Source organism: Brucella pseudogrignonensis (assembly GCF_002252525.1).
Lineage (GTDB): Bacteria > Pseudomonadota > Alphaproteobacteria > Rhizobiales > Rhizobiaceae > Brucella > Brucella pseudogrignonensis.
Genome location: NZ_NNRM01000006.1, coordinates 244,461 through 261,629, shown reverse-complemented (window position 1 = coordinate 261,629; position 17,169 = coordinate 244,461). Strand labels below are relative to the sequence as shown.

The following is a 17,169-nucleotide window of genomic DNA, read 5'->3' as shown; positions in this document are numbered from 1 at the left end:
AGTTCTTTCCATGTCAGCACTGATGTCGCCAAGTGTTCTGCCGATCCTGCTTCTGATCGGCTCTAATGTTTTCATGACCTTTGCCTGGTACGGGCATCTCAAGTTCACCAGTACCCCTCTGGTCACTGTGATTTTCATCAGTTGGGGCATTGCTCTGATTGAATATTGTCTGGCTGTGCCGGCAAATCGTATCGGGCATGAAGTCTATTCAGCCGCCCAACTCAAGACGATGCAGGAAGTGATCACGCTGGTGATATTCAGCCTGTTCTCGATCTTCTATCTCAAAGAAGCCTTCACCTGGAATCATGTGCTTGGTTTTGCGCTGATCGCAGGCGGGGCGGCCCTTATTTTCCGAGGGTAATTATTCGGCGGCTGCCATGATTGGTTCCGCTTTACGTTTCCAGAACATCGGAACCAGTTCGACAGCAAGCATCGCTGTAAATAGCAAACCACAGCCGATGAAGCCGATGAAAGTCAGCCGGTCTCCAAGGAAAATTGCGCCAAACATTGCTGCAAAGATCGCTTCGGACGACAGGAAAATCGCAGCCTGCGCCGAGGTGGTGTAGCGTTGGCCGATGGCTTGCAGCGTGAAGGCAATGCCGGATGAAAAGACGCCGGTGAACAGCAGTTCTTTCCAGGTGAGTGCGATGACGTTCCAGTTAATGTCTTCAATTGCTGCGGCGATCAGCAATCCTGCGACTGCGGCGGTCGCAAACTGAACGCAGCTCAGCGTGATCGGGCGGCCTGCTCGATTGGCACGGCTAATCAACAAAACCTGCATAGCCCAGAAAACAGCACCGGCAATGACAAGCCAGTCGCCTTGCTTGAGAGCGCTTAGTTCCCCGCCTGATAACAGGAATATGCCTGTGAGGCAGGCGATAGCGCTTGGCCAGACAACAGGATGCGGCCAGCTGCGGAAAATAATCACGCCGAGCACCGGTACCATCACGACATAAAGACCTGTCAGGAACCCGGCATTGGTGACGGAGGTGGTGATCAGTCCGATCTGCTGCAGCACAAGGCCGATAAAAAGCGTTGCTCCAACGACCATGAAGTAGAGATAGTTCGAGCCTTTGAGCTTGTGCGGTGAGCGTCTGCTTTCGGCGATTGACCATGGTAGTACGGTCAGGGCGGCAATGGCTGAACGGACACCGATAAACAAAAAGGGGCCTATGCTTGCCATTGCGGTAGACTGCGCGACGAAGCCCATACCCCAAATGACGCCCGCCAAAAGGAGAAGTAAATTTGCCTGAACGCGCGTCATTGCTGCCTCATCCCACCAAATAATTCTTTAAGCGGCTCTTGGCTTCTTGAAGCGCAGAGGGTGCTCTAAAGAGAACTGCCCTCTTTCATTTGGATCATCTTCCCGGGGCAGGATATGCTATAGAGAATATTCGGGATAATCGGCAAGGTAGTAGTTTCACTGCGACACTGCTGCACATAAGAAAGCAAATATTTACACGCGGGGAGTTGTTTATGCTTTCATTGAAAAAGAGCAGTAAAGCTATCTTGCTGGCCGGGACGGTTTTTACGTTGATATTGAGCAGTCTTGGCGTCTCTTACGCCGCCTACAAGTTGATCCGTGATACATCCGTCCTGTGTGATTTCGCGCAGAATTGCACATTATCCCTGACACCAGTTGCCAGTGACGGTGCGCCGGGATTGGGCATTTATCGCGGTCGTGCTGTGGGCGCAAAGCCTGAACTTCAACTCTCTTATATCGACCCATCGAAAGTGTCGGGTAAGCTGGAGCTATCGATTGATGGAAAGCCCGCGTTGAGTGTCGATGCGTCAGTCATGAAGTTGCAGGATGAACAACTCAATTATGGAGATGCGGACGCGGTCGCCAAATTGATTGAAGCGATGAGGAATGGCCAGAAGCTGCAGCTTAAATTCGCAGGCAAGGTTTCGAACTATTCGCTCTCCGGCTTCGTCGGAGGCTTGATCTATACTGACGAACAGCAATCGCGTGCAGGAACGGTTGATGCACTTCAAGCCAAAGGTGCCAAGTCAGCCCCGCCTGCGCCTGATGTGACATTGATCAAGGATGTTCAGCAGATTCCCGAACAAGTCCGCAAAGACTTCACTGACGAGGATGGCGTTTGCGGAACATCAAACGGGGATTCGTTCAGCTCCGGTGGCGGTTTTAATGCAAACATTGCGGATGGGCTTAATCTGATCGGAATGCCGTGTGGTTCTCCTGGGGCATATAATCAGTCTTACGTGTTCTATAGCCAGAGCGAGAATCAGGTCGTCCCAATTTCGCTGCCGACCATTTCAGATGCTGGACCAAGCACAACGGATCAGGCCTGGAATATTGATTGGTCGCAGTCGAATAAAACGATCACAGCGTTCTTCAAGGGCAGGGGATTGGGTGATTGCGGCATCTATGACGTCTGGAAAGCGACTGACGACGGGGAGGGCAAGGTTCGCTTTGTGCTCGTTGAAGAACGCTCGAAAGGTGATTGCGACGGTAATTATGCGGGCGGCCCCGAAAAATGGCCAGCGAGCTGGCCTGTATCTGCAAAATAGCTGCTGTTTTGGATACAATTAACAGGCTTAAATTTTTCTTCGTGAAATGATCGACGAAAATGCTATAGTTTAAGCAACATCACTTTGAACGGTTCCGAAGCGTGTGCTTCGGTGACCGTTTTCTTTTTGTGTACCGGCGGGTGAATTCACCTCCCGGGCGGGTGTCTTGTGCCAAACACGGCTCAAGATCAGGCGGGCAACCAAACTGCCGTCGCGCTCATCCTGGAGGGACGTGCGGCGGGCGATGGAAAGGACTGGACTGGGTATGGAAAAGTTCCCAATGACCCCTCGCGGTTTCGAAAACCTCAAGGAAGAACTCCGCACGCGTCAGCAAAATGAACGCCCGCGGATCATTGAGGCAATTGCTGAAGCGCGTGCACATGGCGATCTGTCTGAAAATGCCGAATATCATGCAGCAAAAGAAGCGCAGAGCCTCAATGAAGGTCGAATCAACGAATTGGAAGACCTCGTTGGCCGCGCAGAAGTTATCGACGTTACGAAGCTGACCGGCGACAAGATCAAGTTTGGCGCCACTGTCACGCTTATTGATGAAGATACCGAAGAAGAAAAAATCTATCAGATCGTTGGCGATCAGGAAGCCAATGTGAAGGAAGGTCGTATTTCAATTTCTTCCCCGATCGCGCGTGCGCTGATCGGCAAGGGTGAAGGCGATACCATTGAGGTCAATGCACCGGGCGGTTCGCGTTCCTACGAAATTCTCGGCTTTAAGTTCGCTTGAGTCGAAACGTGTCCGTTCCCGTTGAACAGGTGGAAGTCGTAGCGCCGAACTTCAAGCGCCGCCTTTCGGGTGTGACTTCGACCATCGTACAGCTCATCCCTTTGCAACGCGCAAAGGGATTGGGCATTGCAACAATGGGGCCGGGACTTCCTGACAGCCTGCCGCATCTGGGCTGGTCAGCACTTTTTTCATTCTGGAAGAAGCCTGCCAAACGCCGTTTTCGTATCTGGCATGCACGCCGCAATATCGAAATGCTGGCGGGTATTTTCATGCGCGATATTCTGCGTATGAAGCTTCGACTGGTATTCACCTCAGCTGCGCAGCGTGACCACAAGCCTTTCACCAAATGGCTGATCCGTCGCATGAATGCGGTGATTGCAACCAGTGGCCGGTCGGGCAGTTTTCTTCAAGTGCCGCATGATGTGATTATGCATGGTGTCGATCTTGAGCGTTTTCATCCGCCCGTCGATGCGGCTGATGCATTCAGCGCATCAGGGTTGCCGGGCAAATATGCCGTTGGCTGTTTTGGGCGTGTGCGTCATTCCAAAGGCACCGACCTTTTTGTCGACGCCATGATCGCACTTTTACCCAAATATCCGGAATGGACGGCAATTATCACCGGCCGTACGACGTCCGAACATCAGTCGTTCGAGGATGATCTGAAAGCGCGTATTGCTGCTGCAGGTCTTCAGGATCGTATTCTTATCTTAGGTGAAGTGCCGGATATCCGTGTCTGGTACCGCCGGTTGACGCTTTATGTTGCGCCATCGCGTAACGAAGGTTTTGGCCTGACCCCGCTGGAAGCAATGGCTTCAAAAACCGCTGTCGTTGCAAGTGATGCCGGCGCTTATGCCGAAATGATCGTGGACGGCACGGGCAGCTTTGTTGCAGCGGGTGATGGCGACGCGCTTCGCGATGCGATTGAGCCATATCTTGCCGATCCGGCTATGGCGCAGCGCCATGGTGAAAATGCCCTTGCCCATGTGCATGAAGCATTTCCGCTCGAAAAAGAAGCGGACGCTATCAGCGCCGTTTATGAGCGTGTTTTTAACAGCTGAGCTCGATTCCAAATAAAAAGAGCGACTGCGCCGGGACGCAGTCGCTCTCTCATGGAATATTTCTCTTATCAGAGAATCATCAGCGGCTCGTCCTTGACCGGACGAATTGTCAGCGCTGTGCGTACTGAATCCACATTTGGGGCCGCGGTCAGCTCTTCAATGACGAAAGTCTGGAAGGTGTTGAGGTCGCGTGCAACGCAATGAAGCAGGAAGTCGGATTCGCCAGAAACCATCCATGCGCGGCGTACCAGAGGCCACTGCTTCGTTTTCTCCGCAAATGCCTTGAGATCGGCATCAGCCTGACGGTGCAAGCCAACCGAGCAGAAAGCCACCAGATCCTGGCCGAGCGCATTACCATTCAGGATTGCGCGATAGCCACGAATAACGCCGCTTTCCTCGAGTTTACGTACACGACGCAAGCAAGGAGGGGCCGAGATTCCGACCCGTTCAGCGAGTTCGACATTGGTGATGCGCCCGTCATTCTGGAGCTCCCGAAGGATTTTCCAATCGATATCGTCCAGATCAGCCTTGATAGGCATGCAAAACTCCGCGCGCAAGGATATTTCAGTCGGTTGTAATTATAAAACACTCAGCGCTGGTATAGCGCAATCTAATCCTGCTCATACCAAAAGAAACGACCGGATGTAAACCGCCTAAAGCGTTGTTAGCGCATCCAGAAAGTACGTGTGAACAGGATAAATATGGTTATGAGCTCGAGGCGGCCGACCAACATGAGGAACGAGAGCACCCAAAGTGCGGGGTCATGGATCGTCGAAAAATTGCCCACAGGACCAATTGTATCGCCGAATCCGGGGCCAACATTCGATAATGCGGTCAGTGCACCAGTGAAGGCCGATACGAAGTCGAGGCCAAGTGAAGCGAGTAAGACCGCGCCGATAATGAGCGATGCGATATAGAGAAAGAGATAGAGCAATACGTTCTGGGCGATCTCGCCAGACACTTCCGATGAACCGTACCGGATTTTAATAACAGCGTGGGGCATGACGAGGCGTGCCAGATTGGCTTGCGTCAAGCTCCACAGGATGATGAGACGGTTCATCTTGATGCCGCCGGACGTCGAGCCTGCGCAGCCGCCCAGAAAAGACGCGAGGAAAAAGATGCCTATCGCGGGTGGTCCCCACAGTGAGTAATCTTCGGTTGTAAAGCCAGTGGTTGTGATGACCGAGACAAAGTGGAACGAAGCTGAAATCAGCGCATCGCCAAATGGAACGTTAGAACCAAGGCGCAGTACGACAGCGAGAACGAAGCTGAAACCGATTACGATGGTGAAGAAGAGTTTCACCTGGGGATCTTTCAGCAGTTCTGTACGGCGTGGCATAAACGCCTTGATGTATAAAACGAAGGGCAGGGCCGACAGCACCATGAAAACTGTCGAAACAACCAGCAACATTCGGTTGCCTTCATAAAAGCCGAATGAATTATCATGGGTCGAAAAACCGGCCGTCGCAACCGTCGCCAAACCATGATTGATTGCATCGAAGATGCTCATCCCGACAGCGAAATAAGCGATCATGCAGGCGGCTGTCAGGGTGAGATAAGCCAAAATAATGCCAAGCGCGATCTGGTTCATGCGCGGCAGAATTTTTTCCGACTTGTCCGAGTTTTCCATATGGAACAGCGCCAGACCACCAGCTCGCAACGACGGCAGCATCAAGAGGGCCAAGCCGATGAAGCCAACGCCCCCGATCCAGCAAAGCAGAGAGCGCCACAGCAGAATACCGCGCTGCATGTCATCAAGGCCTGTGAGTGCTGTAGCTCCTGTAGACGTCACACCCGACATGGCCTCAAAGAATGCCGTCGCGTAGCTGATTGGCAGATGCGAAAAATAAAGCGGGATAGAGCCAAGAAAACTTGCAGTGAGCCACAGGCAGGCAGTCAGCAAAAAACCAAGACGTGGTGTGAAGCGCGTGTTCTGGTTTTGCGTGGCAAACAGGATCAGCGCGGATAGCGCTCCGGTTGCTGCAGCAGAGCGCACGAAAATCAGCCAGTCATCGCTGCCGTCGCGCAGATCGATGGCTGCAGGCAGCAGCATTGCAACAGCCATAACAAGGCCGAAACGCGCACAGATATTGGCGACTGTCTTATAGATGGCGGTCGGCTCCAGCGTTTTTTAGAAGCTGCTTCATATCCTGTGTGTTTAACGCGGGAAATTGCCAGCTGCAATGTGGTGTGACGTATAGCCATGCCGAAAGGTCACAAGCTGTGGCTAACGGGCTTCAAATGCTGGTCGAACCTTGCAATGGCCAGTTTGCAGACCTACCTTGGCCATAATATCAGGGCATTGGCAGAGCTGAGCGCGAAGGCGATTCTAGTAAGCTTGAAGTCCGCGATTTAAATCGATTTTTGGGACCGGAGAACTACCCATGTCACAGCGTCACGCGCCCGTCATTGTCATCGGCTCAGGTCCGGCAGGATATACAGCAGCCATTTATGCAGCGCGCGCCATGCTCAAGCCGATCATCATTACCGGTTTGCAGCAGGGTGGTCAGCTGATGATCACCACCGATGTGGAAAACTATCCGGGCTATGCCGAACCTGTTCAGGGTCCATGGATGATGGATCAGATGGCGACGCAGGCTCAGAATGTCGGCGCTGAAATTCTTTATGACATCATCACAGAGGTCGATACGAAATCGCGTCCATTCCGCCTGATCGGCGATTCAGGCACGGTTTATACCTGTGATGCGCTGATCATTGCGACTGGTGCGCAGGCTAAGTGGCTGGGGCTCGAGAGCGAACAGACCTTCATGGGCGGCGGCGTTTCAGCTTGTGCGACCTGTGACGGTTTCTTCTATCGCGGCAAGGATGTTGTGGTTGTCGGCGGCGGCAATACCGCTGTCGAGGAAGCGCTTTACCTTTCGCATATCGCGAAGAGTGTGACCGTTGTTCATCGCCGCGAAGGCTTCCGCGCAGAAAAGATCATGCAGGATCGCCTGCTGAACCGCGACAATGTTAAAGTCGTCTGGAACAGCGTCATCGACGAAATCGTCGGCACCGAGGCCAAGCCACCAATGGGCGCGACAGTGACCGGCGTGCGCCTCAAGAATGTTGTCACGGGCGAAACGGCTGTTCACGACGTTCATGGCGTTTTCATCGCCATTGGCCATGCACCTGCCGTTTCTTTGTTCGAGGGCAAACTCAAGCAGAAGCCAAACGGCTATCTTTGGACTGCACCTGATTCAACGGCCACTGACGTTCCAGGCATTTTTGCCGCCGGTGACGTTACGGACGATATTTACCGGCAGGCTGTAACGGCAGCAGGTATGGGTTGCATGGCTGCTCTGGAAGCAGAGCGCTGGTTGGCTGCACAGGAACCGCTGCACGAAGCTGCGGAGTAACGAGAGGGGGAGAAGGTGGTCGCACCGCTCGACTGGGATAAACTGCGCATATTCCATGCTGCCGCGGAAGCGGGGTCCTTTACCCATGCCGCGCAGACATTGCATCTGTCGCAATCGGCTATTTCGCGTCAGGTCAGCGCGCTTGAGCAGGATGTCGGCGTTCCGCTGTTTCATCGTCATGCGCGTGGGCTTATTCTGACGGAACAGGGTGAAACGCTCTATCGCACGGCGCATGACGTGCTGATGAAGCTCGAAAATGTCCGCTCCAAACTTGCCGAAAGCAAGGAAAAGCCGACGGGTCGCCTGCGTGTGACCACGACGGTTGGTCTTGGCTCGGGCTGGCTGATCGAGCGCATTCAGGAGTTTGTCGAGCTTTACCCGGATATTCAGCTGCAGCTGATCCTCGATAATGAGGAACTGGATCTGACCATGCGTCATGCGGATTGCGCAATCCGCTTGCGCCAGCCCCAGCAGCCTGACCTCATCCAGCGCCGCCTGTTCACCGTGCATATGCATGTTTATGCCTCTGCGGGTTATGTCTCGAAATATGGGAAGCTGAATTCCATAGACGAGATCGACCAGCATCGGGTTGTGACATTCGGTGAGCCTGCTCCAAGCTATCTGACAGGATTGAACTGGCTCGAGATCGCTGGTCGGTCCGATGGCAGCTCACGCATTCCGGTTTTGCAGGTGAATAATCTGCTTTCCATTCGTCGTGCGGTCCAGCGTGGTGTCGGAATTGCGGTGTTGCCTGACTATATGGCGGACAAGGAATCCGGGCTTGTTCAGCTTCTGCCTGAGCTTGAGGAAATCCCATCCTTCGACACGTTCTTCTGTTATCCGGAAGCGCTGAAGAATTCTGCCAAGCTTCATGCTTTCCGTGATTTCCTGTTCTCGAAGGCAAGAAACTGGACCTTCTGATCTCGTTTTTGACAAGAAAAGGCCGCGCTGGACAATCCAGCGCGGCCTTTTTGTTTTGTGAAGCTATTTGCGTGGCAGCAGGCGCTGAACTTCTTTCGATGCATCGGCAAGAGCATCTTCAGGCGTAGCCGACTGCTCAACAACGCGCGAGAGGTTGTCGACAATGGTCTGTGTTACCTTGACGCCGTTCGAGCCCGGGAATGCATACCAAGGGATCATGATCGACATCTGGCTCAGACCAGCTTTGAAGAGCGGATTTTCTTCATAGAATTTGCCGAGATATTCATCCGACTGCGCAGCCAGTTCGTTGTTCGGTACATAGCCGGTACCTGGTACAACGACCGATGCGCCGTATGGGCCTGCAGCAAATTTGGCAAATTTCCAGGCTGCCTCAAGCTTTGCCTGGTCTTCGGTCAGGATGACAACTGCATTACCACCCGTCGGCAAGCGACCCTTTTCAGGGTTAAGCAGTGGAATCTTGGCGGTGCGCATATCGAACTTATCGCCAACATTCTTGATCGTGTTGCGCAGTGCGCCAGTGGTCTGGAATGCGAAGCCTACCTTACCAGCAGCAAAAGCCTGTTCACCCGCAGCCTTGGTCAAAACTGGCATGCCGCCTTCTTTCACCAAGCGATCAACGAGTTTGAAGGCTTCAAGGCCTTCCGGTCCATTAAAGGCAACCTTCTTTTCGTCTTCAGTGAGCATGGTGCCGCCCGCGCCGAAAAGCAGCGCTGAGAACATCCAGTCGTCACCCTGCCAACGGAAGTCGATGCCTTCATTGCCGTTGCCGAGTGCCTTGATTTTGCCGCCGAGCTCGATCACCTCGTCCCAGGTGGTTGGCGGTGTATCTGGGTTGCCGCCCGCAGCCTTAACCAGATCGGCATTGTAATACATGATCGGGTTTGACGTTGCGAAAGCAAGGCCGACCTGACGATCACCAACGCGAGCAAGGCTTAGCAGGTGATCGGTAAAGCCCTGAGCTTCAAGGTCTGCTTCCTTATCAACGAGCGGCTTCATATCGACGCCGATATTGCGTTCAGCCAGTACGCGCAGACGGTTCAAGCCAGTGAAAGTGATGTCTGGCAGTTCCGAGGTGCCAGCCTGACGCATGATTGTCTGGATGCCTTCTTCATAAGTCGCTGAGGGGCTTACGAAGTTGATCTTGATATCTGGATTTTCTTCCATGAACTTCTTCGAGATGTCGGCCATGACATCTTTGAAGAAGCCGGGCATCGGATAGTGCACGTTAAGCGTGGTTTCTGCGAAAGCCGGAGAGACGAGGCCGGTCGCAACAGCCAGAGCGGCAAGAGCGCTGGAAAGGCGTTTCATGGTTTAACTCCTTGGGAGGATAAGGGAGGGCGGGGAGGATTTCAGCCTTTGAGGCCGGTTAAAGTAATGCCTTCGATGAAGCGGCGTTGGGCTGCGAGAAACGCGAGGAGAAGCGGCAGGGTGATGATGAGCGTTGCCGCCATCAGTGCGCCATAGTCGTCGCCAGCTTCTGCTGCGCGGAAATAGAGGAGACCGAGCGGTGGTGTGGCCCGTTCCATGCCATTGACGACGATGAGCGGCCAAAACAGATCGTTCCAGTGTGCGACCACCGAAAAGATCGAGAAAGCGGTTATGGCAGGCCACGCATTTGGAACAATGACGCGCATGACGATGCCTGCTTCGGACATTCCATCAAGGCGAGCAGCGCTGATGAGGTCATCCGGAAGAGCACGGAAAAACTGTAGAAACAGGAAAATGCCGAAAACCGAAATGAAGAACGGTGCGCTCAGTGCGAAGTAGCTATTGAGAACGCCAAGCTGATTGAAGCCGACATAGAACGGGAGGGCCGTTGCATGGATCGGAACAAGAAGGCCAAGCATGACCAGCATCATCATCGTGCGCTGACCGCGAAACTGCAGCTTTGCCATTGCATAAGCGCACGGTATGGCAATCACCACCTGTACGACGAGAACCAGCCCACAGACGACGACACCGTTAAACAGCAGAAGTCCCATCGGAACGCGCGTCAAAGCTTTGGTGAGGTTATCCCAAAGAGCCCAGTTTTGCGGAATGAGCGAAAGTGAAGAGGAAAAGATATCCTGCTGCGATTTGGCGGCCGTCGATAGCATGAAGATATAGGGCGCCAGAAAAATAAGCGCACCCAACGAAAGCAAGCCGAGACGGAAGGAACGGGCAAAAGTCATTTCTGGTTCCTCAATAATGGGTACGACGGTCCAGCACGCGGAACTGCAGCATCATCAGAACGATCAGCACAGCGAGGAAAATCACGGTCATCGCAGAGGCATAGCCCACGCGCAGATAGACAAAACCTTCCTGATAAATGGTCCAGAGCAGCACTTCGGATGCTTTATTTGGACCGCCTTCGGTCAGTGTTTTGACTGTCTCAAAGACTTTCACTGCATTGATAATGCTGATTGTCGTTACAAACAGCGTGGTGGGGCCGAGCAGAGGCCAAGTGACCAGACGAAACCGTTCCCAGCTGCTTTTCACGCCATCAACTTCCGCAGCCGAATAAAGTTCGCGTGGTATCGCGGTCAGGCCAGCAAGAAACAGAACCATGTTGAAGCCGACGCTCTGCCAGACGCCAATGAGTGCAAGGCTAAAGAGCACGGTATCGCTGGAGCCTAGCCAGTTGGGGCCGGTAATCCCGATCATCCCAAGCATTGCATTTACCGGACCAAGCGTTGGATGCAGCAGATACTGCCAGACGGTTGCCATGGCGACGAGAAGCGAAGCGACAGGAAGGAAGTAAACCGTGCGGAAAAATGATTTGCCGCGAACTTCGCTTTCAATAAGAAGCGCCACGCCAAGGCCCAGAAAAACGGAAGCCGGAGCTACGATGGCTGTGTAAACTGCCGTGTTTTTGAGTGAGATCAAAAACGTGCGGTCGGTGAATAACTCGCGGTAGTTATCAAGGCCGATAAATTCAAAGCCGTCATAGCCCAACTCGAAATTGGTGAGGCTCCAGAAGATCACAGCTGCTGTCGGTAACAGGATCAAAAGTGTTGTGAGGAGAATGGCCGGTGCCGCAAGCTTCCAGGCAAGGCGTTCTTCACGCCGGCGTGCCTTTTCTGCAGCCGTGCGAGCGTTGGTTAAACCCGTGTGAGGAAGAGCGGCGTCAGACATGAGCTGGCGCCTTTTCCCGCGGGGCAAGTTGTATTGCATTCCCGGCGGGTTGACGCAGACGCAGACCGTCGTCGCCAAAAAGATAGGCGTTGTCTGCATCAAAATGCAGGCCAACGGCGAGGCCCGCTGCAATATGTTTTGCGTTCGCGGGATCAAGCTTGACTGTGAGATCCTGTGACGCGCCGGGAGCTTTTACATAGATCAACACTTCCGAGCCCAGGAACTCAATCCGCGAAACCGTGGCAGTGATACCGGTTCTGTCGTGTGGAACGATGCGGAAATGTTCGGGCCTGATGCCGACGCGGATTTGCGTGCCAGAATGTGCCGCGATGCCTTGCAGTATCGCGCGGCCAGCAAAATGGACGATGCCATTGTCGCTCACCAGAGCGTCAAGGATATTGATGCGCGGTGTGCCGATAAACTGAGCGACTTCAATATGTTTTGGATCATTATAGATCGCAGTTGGCGTATCAATCTGCAGTAGCTTACCGCCCATCATGACAGCCACACGGTCGGCCATGCTCAGCGCTTCAGCCTGATCGTGCGTTACATAGATTGTCGGCACGCCGGCGCGGCGATGTAGCTCCACGATTTCCGCCCGGGTGTGAACACGCAGATTGGCGTCGAGGTTGGACAGCGGCTCATCCATTAGAAACGCGCCGGGCTGACGGACAAGAGCACGGGCAAGCGCAACACGCTGGCGCTGGCCACCCGACATTTGGCCCGGCTTGCGATCAAGCAGATGATCGATTTTAAGGCTGGTCGCTGTCGCTTTGACCTGCTTTTGGATGGCTGCTCGCTTCTTGCGTTGCCCCGGAACGAGTACGCCGACCAGTGGAAAGCGTTCCAGAGTGGTCATATCGCGCATGGCAAGAGGAACCGCGATGTTCTGCGCCGCCGTTAAATGCGGATAAAGTGCATAGGATTGAAAGACCATCGCCATGTTGCGGTCAGCAGGATGGGCGCCTGTGATATCGCGTCCGGCAATGGCAATGCTGCCTTCATCGGCGTGATCAAGGCCTGCTAGAATGCGCAGCAACGTGCTCTTGCCACAACCTGACGGACCCACGAGTGCAATAAACTCGCCTTCTGCGGCCTCAATGGAAATACCGTCAAGGATCTGATTGTTGCCGTAAGACTTGCTGATATCGCGAAGGACAAGCGTGCTCACTGAGTAGCCTCCTCAGCAAGCTTTTCCGCCTCACCATCGCCGGTGTGATGCGGATAGACTTCATGCACCACATCATCAATGACGTAAGGTGTAAGCTCTTCAATACGGACGATTTCACTTTTTACTGTTTCGCCGAGGTCGTGGATAGCTGCTCCCAGAATACGCTCACCGGGCAGGTCACGTTCCATGGCGCCCACGATGAATGCTGCTGCCGGTGCCCAGATATAGCTTGTACCATAAGCTTCCCCAGCCCATGCGCGGTGAAGATGGCCGCTTGCATGAAGCTTTACATTATTGGCGGCAAACAGATCGTAGAGGCGCTGACGTGGAGCGGGACGAATACCCCAGTAGCCCGTGTCCCCTTCATCTGGCTGATCGACGAAAACCGGCTTATGCGCAAAAATAGCAACAGGCTTGCCATCGCTGTTATTCAGCTCTGCCTCAAGCCATTGGAACTGTTCTTCTTCCTCAGCGGAGTCAGCACCGATAATCAGGCTGTTAAGCCCAATGACGCGCCAGTCGCCGAGATCTTTAGCCCAGTAGTCTGGCCCGAAATGATCACGCCAACGCTTCAGGCGCTGCATGTTGACAGGTTGATGGCTGCCGGGCAGGTGGCCGATGTCGTGATTGCCGGGAAGGCTCAGCACAGGGGCGGTAAGTTCGGCGATACGTTCGCGGCAGAAAGCGAGATCCGCTTCCATATCTGCACCGTCAACCGTCAGGTCGCCGGTGTGAATGATGAGATCCGGCTTTTGTTCTTCAATCCACGCAACAAGGGGTGCCCAATTGCTGTTGAAGTGCGACTTGGTTGGGCTGAGGTGGGTGTCGGTAATCTGGACGATACGCAAGATGGCGCTCCTTGTTGGATAAGGGGTGCGCTGCAGCATGTGCCGTTTCGGCATTCAAAAAGGATGGCTGCGGCCTTGCGAGGGCTTCTATGCCTCTTCTGTGACAAGTCAGATTCAGTGCCATGATAGTTTCATGACAGCGGCGGATGCTTGCGATTTACGGAAGTGATTTGCTATTTTTAGAGGCAGTGATTGTTCGGCTATGCCTTCTGTTTGGGCGGCTCTATAATAGCCAGTTAAGAAAGTCGGATAAGTGGTTAATCTCTAACTCTATGAATATATTGACTTTTTATTGATTTTCTAGCCATGCAAAAAACGCATAGCTGTATTGCGCTAAAGTTGCATTGCAAAAACAATGAGCACAAGGCATATATAAGTCATCTCAGCGCTGCGTTTCCTCCTCCCATTTGCGCGCGCTGAGTGTTCCCCTCTGGAGGTTTGCCTTGAAGGCACCTTCAAAACTCAAAGCCAGACATTTGTCTGGCTTTTTTTTTGGCTTTTCGCCTGATCTTGGTTTTTCTCTTGAGGTGAAGATACGAAAAAGGGGCCTTTCGGCCCCTTCGTCATTTGTATTTATAGCTTTTAACGCAGGCTTGCGCAGAAGCGCTGAATGCGTGAGCAGGCTTCTTCAAGCAGTTCGTCGGATGTCGCATAAGAAATGCGGAAGTTTGGTCCAAGGCCAAATGCCGAACCATGAACAACTGCAACGCCTTCTGCTTCGAGCAGCTCAGTTACGAAGTCTTCGTCGGTTTCGATGACTTTGCCAGCTTCCGTCTTCTTGCCGATCAGTCCTGCACAGGATGGGTAAACGTAGAATGCACCTTCTGGCGTTGGGCAATGAATGCCGGTTGCCTGATTGAGCATCGATACGACCAGATCGCGGCGAGCCTGGAAGATCTTCTTGTTTTCCGGAATGAAGTCCTGCGTGCCGTTGAGCGCTTCAACCGCTGCCCACTGAGCGATGGAACAAGCGCCGGAGGTCTGCTGACCCTGCACCATGTCCATAGCCTTGATGAGCTGCAGCGGGCCTGCGGCATAACCAATACGCCAGCCGGTCATTGCATAGGCCTTCGATACGCCGTTCATGGTGAGCGTTCGATCATAGAGCGAAGGTTCAACCTGTGCAGGCGTCGTGAAGACGAAATCGCCATAGACGAGATGTTCATACATGTCGTCGGTGAGGATCCAGACCTGCGGATGACGGACGAGAACGTCGGTCAGAGCCTTCAGTTCTGCTTCAGTGTATGCCGAGCCGGTTGGGTTCGATGGCGAGTTGAAGATCAGCCACTTGGTCTTTGGCGTGATCGCCTTTTCAAGATCGCTTGCTGTCAGCTTGAAGTTGTCTTCGATCTTCGTGTTGACGAAAACTGGCGTGCCGCCGTTGATCGCAACCATTTCCGGGTAGCTTACCCAGTATGGGGCAGGCACGATCACTTCATCACCTGGGTTCAGGGTCGCCATGAAAGCGTTGAACAGGATCTGCTTGCCGCCGGTGCCGACGATAACCTGTTCCGGCTTATAGTCGAGGCCGTTTTCGCGCTTGAACTTAGCAACGATGGCCTGACGCAGCTCAGGAATACCAGCAACTGGCGTGTACTTGGTTTCGCCGCGATTAATCGCGTCGATGGCAGCCTTCTTGATATTGTCTGGTGTGTCGAAATCGGGTTCGCCCGCTCCGAGACCAATCACGTCCTTGCCCTTGGCTTTCAGTTCACGTGCTTTCTGGCTGACCGCGATGGTTGCAGATGGCTTTACACGAGAAAGGGCGTCGGCGAGAAATGCCATGATAGATCTCCATAGATGGCAGGATCAGATAACCGGCACCGGGCACGGTCCGGTTTTGCGGACTTTCTATGTCGCATCGGCGCACGAATCGCAACAAAAGCTTTGCATTTTCGCAAGAAATTCCGGTTTCTCGCGCGATTGTGTTGCTGAAAAGTTCTGATCCATCAGATATCCGCACATATTCGTTCAATGAAACTGATTGGACAGCTTTCAGTCTGACGGACATGTTATGCCGGTACAGGAGAAGCAAATGCTCACGATCTATTCACAGCCAGATTCCGGAAATTGCTATAAGCCACGGCTTTTGCTCGCAAAACTCGGTAAGCCTTTCAAGCACGTCACCGTTTCATCCCTCGACGGTTCGACGCGAACACCTGAATATCTGGCGAAAAACCCGAATGGTAAGGTTCCGCTCCTTGAACTGGAAGATGGTCGCTTCCTTGCCGAATCGAATGCCATGCTTCTCCATCTGGCTGAAGGGACGCCCTATCTGCCTAAAGACGCTTATGAGCGGGCGCTGGTTTATCAATGGCTGTTCTTCGAGCAATACAGCCATGAGCCTTATGTCGCGGTGCGCCGTGCCTTGATGGTCTATCCGGAGCGCGCCCGTGATGCGACGCCTGAACGTCTGGCATCGACCCTTGCCGGTGGCGACAAGGCGCTCGGCGTTATGGAAGAGCAATTGAAGAAGACACCTTTCCTGGCAGGTGACAGCCTGACGGTGGCTGATATTGCTCTTTATGCTTATACGCATGAGGCGCATCGGGGCGGCTTCAACATGGATCGCTATCCGGCAGTGAATGCGTGGCTTAAGCGCGTAGCAGCCGATCAAGGGCATGTTTCGATGGACTGGCTGCCTTAAGGTTCAGAGCGGTTCCAGTTAATACTAAATTGTTGGAACCGCTCCATCTTTTGTTTTACGCATTATCCTCACGCAACACCGCTTCGCAGTTTTGTTGGAAATGCTTTAATGGCTCATGAGGTCTCGCAAGCTGCGCGTGGCCATGACTTTATAAGCCTCAATCAGCGCGTAGCATTCATCTTCCGCAACCTCGACGGCAATGCGCATGGTGGATTCGCCAAAATGCATCAGCAGAAAAGCTGTTTCGTCCAGCTGGGCGGTGTCTTTATCGGGGGCGATCTGGCGGATTGTATCCGCTAGCAGTTTGCCATTCTGGCGGCTTTCGGCAATCTCCAGCTTCGACAGGGATTTATCGGTCTGCATGGCCGACCATATATCGCGCATTGCTGGTTCCAGCCGCATCAAAGCCAGATATTCGTCAATCAAGGCGTTAAATGCAGCAATCAATTCGTCGCTTGAATTTGCTGCGGCAAGTCCATCTTCGATGCACTGACGCGATTGCGCGTTACAGCTTTCAAACAGATACCGGATCAAGGCGCTTTTATCAGGAAAATACTGATAGAGCGCACCGATCGAAATGCCGGCCTGCTGGGCAATTTCGCTCATCTTCAGGCTGTCGCTGCCCTTTGCGGCGATCAGCGCGGTCGCGCATTCCGCTATGCGGCGGATTTTTTCCTGTGCCCGGCTCTGACTGGGCGTGCGTCGCAGGATTGCCGCACCGATTACTTCTGTTTCCGTACCCGAATTCTGCTTCATGAC

Annotated in this window: 17 protein-coding genes and 1 pseudogene; 7 read left to right on the top strand and 11 right to left on the bottom strand. The window is 53.5% G+C overall.

Translation table 11 applies throughout. The annotated features are described in order from the left end of the window. The first annotated feature begins 10 nt into the window (after positions 1–10). On the top strand, positions 11–361 hold the full coding sequence (locus CEV34_RS02595; RefSeq protein WP_007875953.1) for a DMT family protein: 351 nt from the start codon (positions 11–13) through the stop codon (positions 359–361). On the opposite strand, the gene CEV34_RS02590 is transcribed toward CEV34_RS02595, so the two are convergent. Further along, positions 362–1,264, bottom strand: a complete 903-nt coding sequence (locus CEV34_RS02590) for a DMT family transporter (RefSeq protein ID WP_007875952.1) — start codon at positions 1,262–1,264, stop codon at positions 362–364. A gap of 212 nt (positions 1,265–1,476) precedes the next feature. Here CEV34_RS02590 and CEV34_RS02585 point away from each other — a divergent pair, with 212 nt between their 5' ends. From CEV34_RS02585 to CEV34_RS02575, 3 genes are all read left to right on the top strand, one after another. Further along, complete coding sequence (locus tag CEV34_RS02585; protein ID WP_007875951.1) at positions 1,477–2,532, top strand: DUF1176 domain-containing protein; 1,056 nt, start codon at positions 1,477–1,479, stop codon at positions 2,530–2,532. Between the two features lie 265 nt (positions 2,533–2,797). Then, positions 2,798–3,271: a transcription elongation factor GreA gene (greA, locus tag CEV34_RS02580; protein ID WP_007875950.1), complete on the top strand. Its 474-nt coding sequence runs from the start codon at positions 2,798–2,800 to the stop codon at positions 3,269–3,271. Between the two features lie 8 nt (positions 3,272–3,279). Then, complete coding sequence (locus CEV34_RS02575; protein WP_007875948.1) at positions 3,280–4,329, top strand: glycosyltransferase family 4 protein; 1,050 nt, start codon at positions 3,280–3,282, stop codon at positions 4,327–4,329. Positions 4,330–4,397: 68 nt separating this feature from the next. Here CEV34_RS02575 and CEV34_RS02570 read toward each other — a convergent pair whose 3' ends face one another. Together CEV34_RS02570 and CEV34_RS02565 are read right to left on the bottom strand one after the other, a co-directional pair. Beyond that, positions 4,398–4,868 (bottom strand): Lrp/AsnC family transcriptional regulator, encoded by a 471-nt coding sequence (locus tag CEV34_RS02570; protein ID WP_007875947.1) that lies wholly within the window; start codon positions 4,866–4,868, stop codon positions 4,398–4,400. Between the two features lie 125 nt (positions 4,869–4,993). Next, positions 4,994–6,394, bottom strand: a complete 1,401-nt coding sequence (locus CEV34_RS02565) for a TrkH family potassium uptake protein (protein ID WP_007875946.1) — start codon at positions 6,392–6,394, stop codon at positions 4,994–4,996. Between the two features lie 319 nt (positions 6,395–6,713). Here CEV34_RS02565 and trxB point away from each other — a divergent pair, with 319 nt between their 5' ends. Both trxB and CEV34_RS02555 read left to right on the top strand, forming a co-directional pair. Further along, positions 6,714–7,688 carry a thioredoxin-disulfide reductase gene (gene trxB / locus CEV34_RS02560; RefSeq protein ID WP_007875945.1) on the top strand — a complete coding sequence of 325 codons (975 nt, stop codon included), beginning with the start codon at positions 6,714–6,716 and terminating at the stop codon, positions 7,686–7,688. A gap of 15 nt (positions 7,689–7,703) precedes the next feature. Continuing rightward, on the top strand, positions 7,704–8,609 hold the full coding sequence (locus tag CEV34_RS02555; protein ID WP_007875944.1) for a LysR family transcriptional regulator: 906 nt from the start codon (positions 7,704–7,706) through the stop codon (positions 8,607–8,609). Between the two features lie 63 nt (positions 8,610–8,672). Here CEV34_RS02555 and CEV34_RS02550 read toward each other — a convergent pair whose 3' ends face one another. From CEV34_RS02550 to CEV34_RS02525, 7 genes and pseudogenes are all read right to left on the bottom strand, one after another. Continuing rightward, positions 8,673–9,938, bottom strand: a complete 1,266-nt coding sequence (locus CEV34_RS02550) for an ABC transporter substrate-binding protein (protein WP_007875943.1) — start codon at positions 9,936–9,938, stop codon at positions 8,673–8,675. A gap of 41 nt (positions 9,939–9,979) precedes the next feature. Then, a complete protein-coding gene (locus CEV34_RS02545; RefSeq protein WP_007875942.1) occupies positions 9,980–10,801 on the bottom strand; it encodes a carbohydrate ABC transporter permease in 822 nt (273 codons plus the stop codon). Positions 10,802–10,811: 10 nt separating this feature from the next. Further along, on the bottom strand, positions 10,812–11,744 hold the full coding sequence (locus CEV34_RS02540) for a carbohydrate ABC transporter permease (RefSeq protein WP_039859965.1): 933 nt from the start codon (positions 11,742–11,744) through the stop codon (positions 10,812–10,814). Then, the gene (locus tag CEV34_RS02535; protein ID WP_007875940.1) at positions 11,737–12,915 is read right to left on the bottom strand and encodes an ABC transporter ATP-binding protein; all 1,179 of its coding nucleotides are present in this window, start codon (positions 12,913–12,915) and stop codon (positions 11,737–11,739) included. The genes CEV34_RS02540 and CEV34_RS02535 overlap by 8 nt, the downstream gene beginning before the upstream one ends. Beyond that, entirely contained in the window at positions 12,912–13,763 is an 852-nt protein-coding gene (locus CEV34_RS02530; protein ID WP_007875937.1) for a metallophosphoesterase family protein, read from the bottom strand. Before CEV34_RS02530 ends, CEV34_RS02535 begins: the two co-directional genes overlap by 4 nt. Positions 13,764–14,140: 377 nt before the next feature. Next, positions 14,141–14,330, bottom strand: a pseudogene (locus CEV34_RS27620) (hypothetical protein). A gap of 15 nt (positions 14,331–14,345) precedes the next feature. Next, the gene (locus tag CEV34_RS02525; protein ID WP_007875930.1) at positions 14,346–15,548 is read right to left on the bottom strand and encodes a pyridoxal phosphate-dependent aminotransferase; all 1,203 of its coding nucleotides are present in this window, start codon (positions 15,546–15,548) and stop codon (positions 14,346–14,348) included. Positions 15,549–15,798: 250 nt separating this feature from the next. On the opposite strand from CEV34_RS02525, the gene CEV34_RS02520 reads away from it, so the two are divergent. Then, positions 15,799–16,410 carry a glutathione S-transferase family protein gene (locus tag CEV34_RS02520; RefSeq protein ID WP_007875928.1) on the top strand — a complete coding sequence of 204 codons (612 nt, stop codon included), beginning with the start codon at positions 15,799–15,801 and terminating at the stop codon, positions 16,408–16,410. Positions 16,411–16,515: 105 nt separating this feature from the next. Here CEV34_RS02520 and CEV34_RS02515 read toward each other — a convergent pair whose 3' ends face one another. After that, complete coding sequence (locus CEV34_RS02515) at positions 16,516–17,166, bottom strand: TetR/AcrR family transcriptional regulator (protein WP_007875927.1); 651 nt, start codon at positions 17,164–17,166, stop codon at positions 16,516–16,518. Positions 17,167–17,169 lie beyond the last annotated feature (3 nt).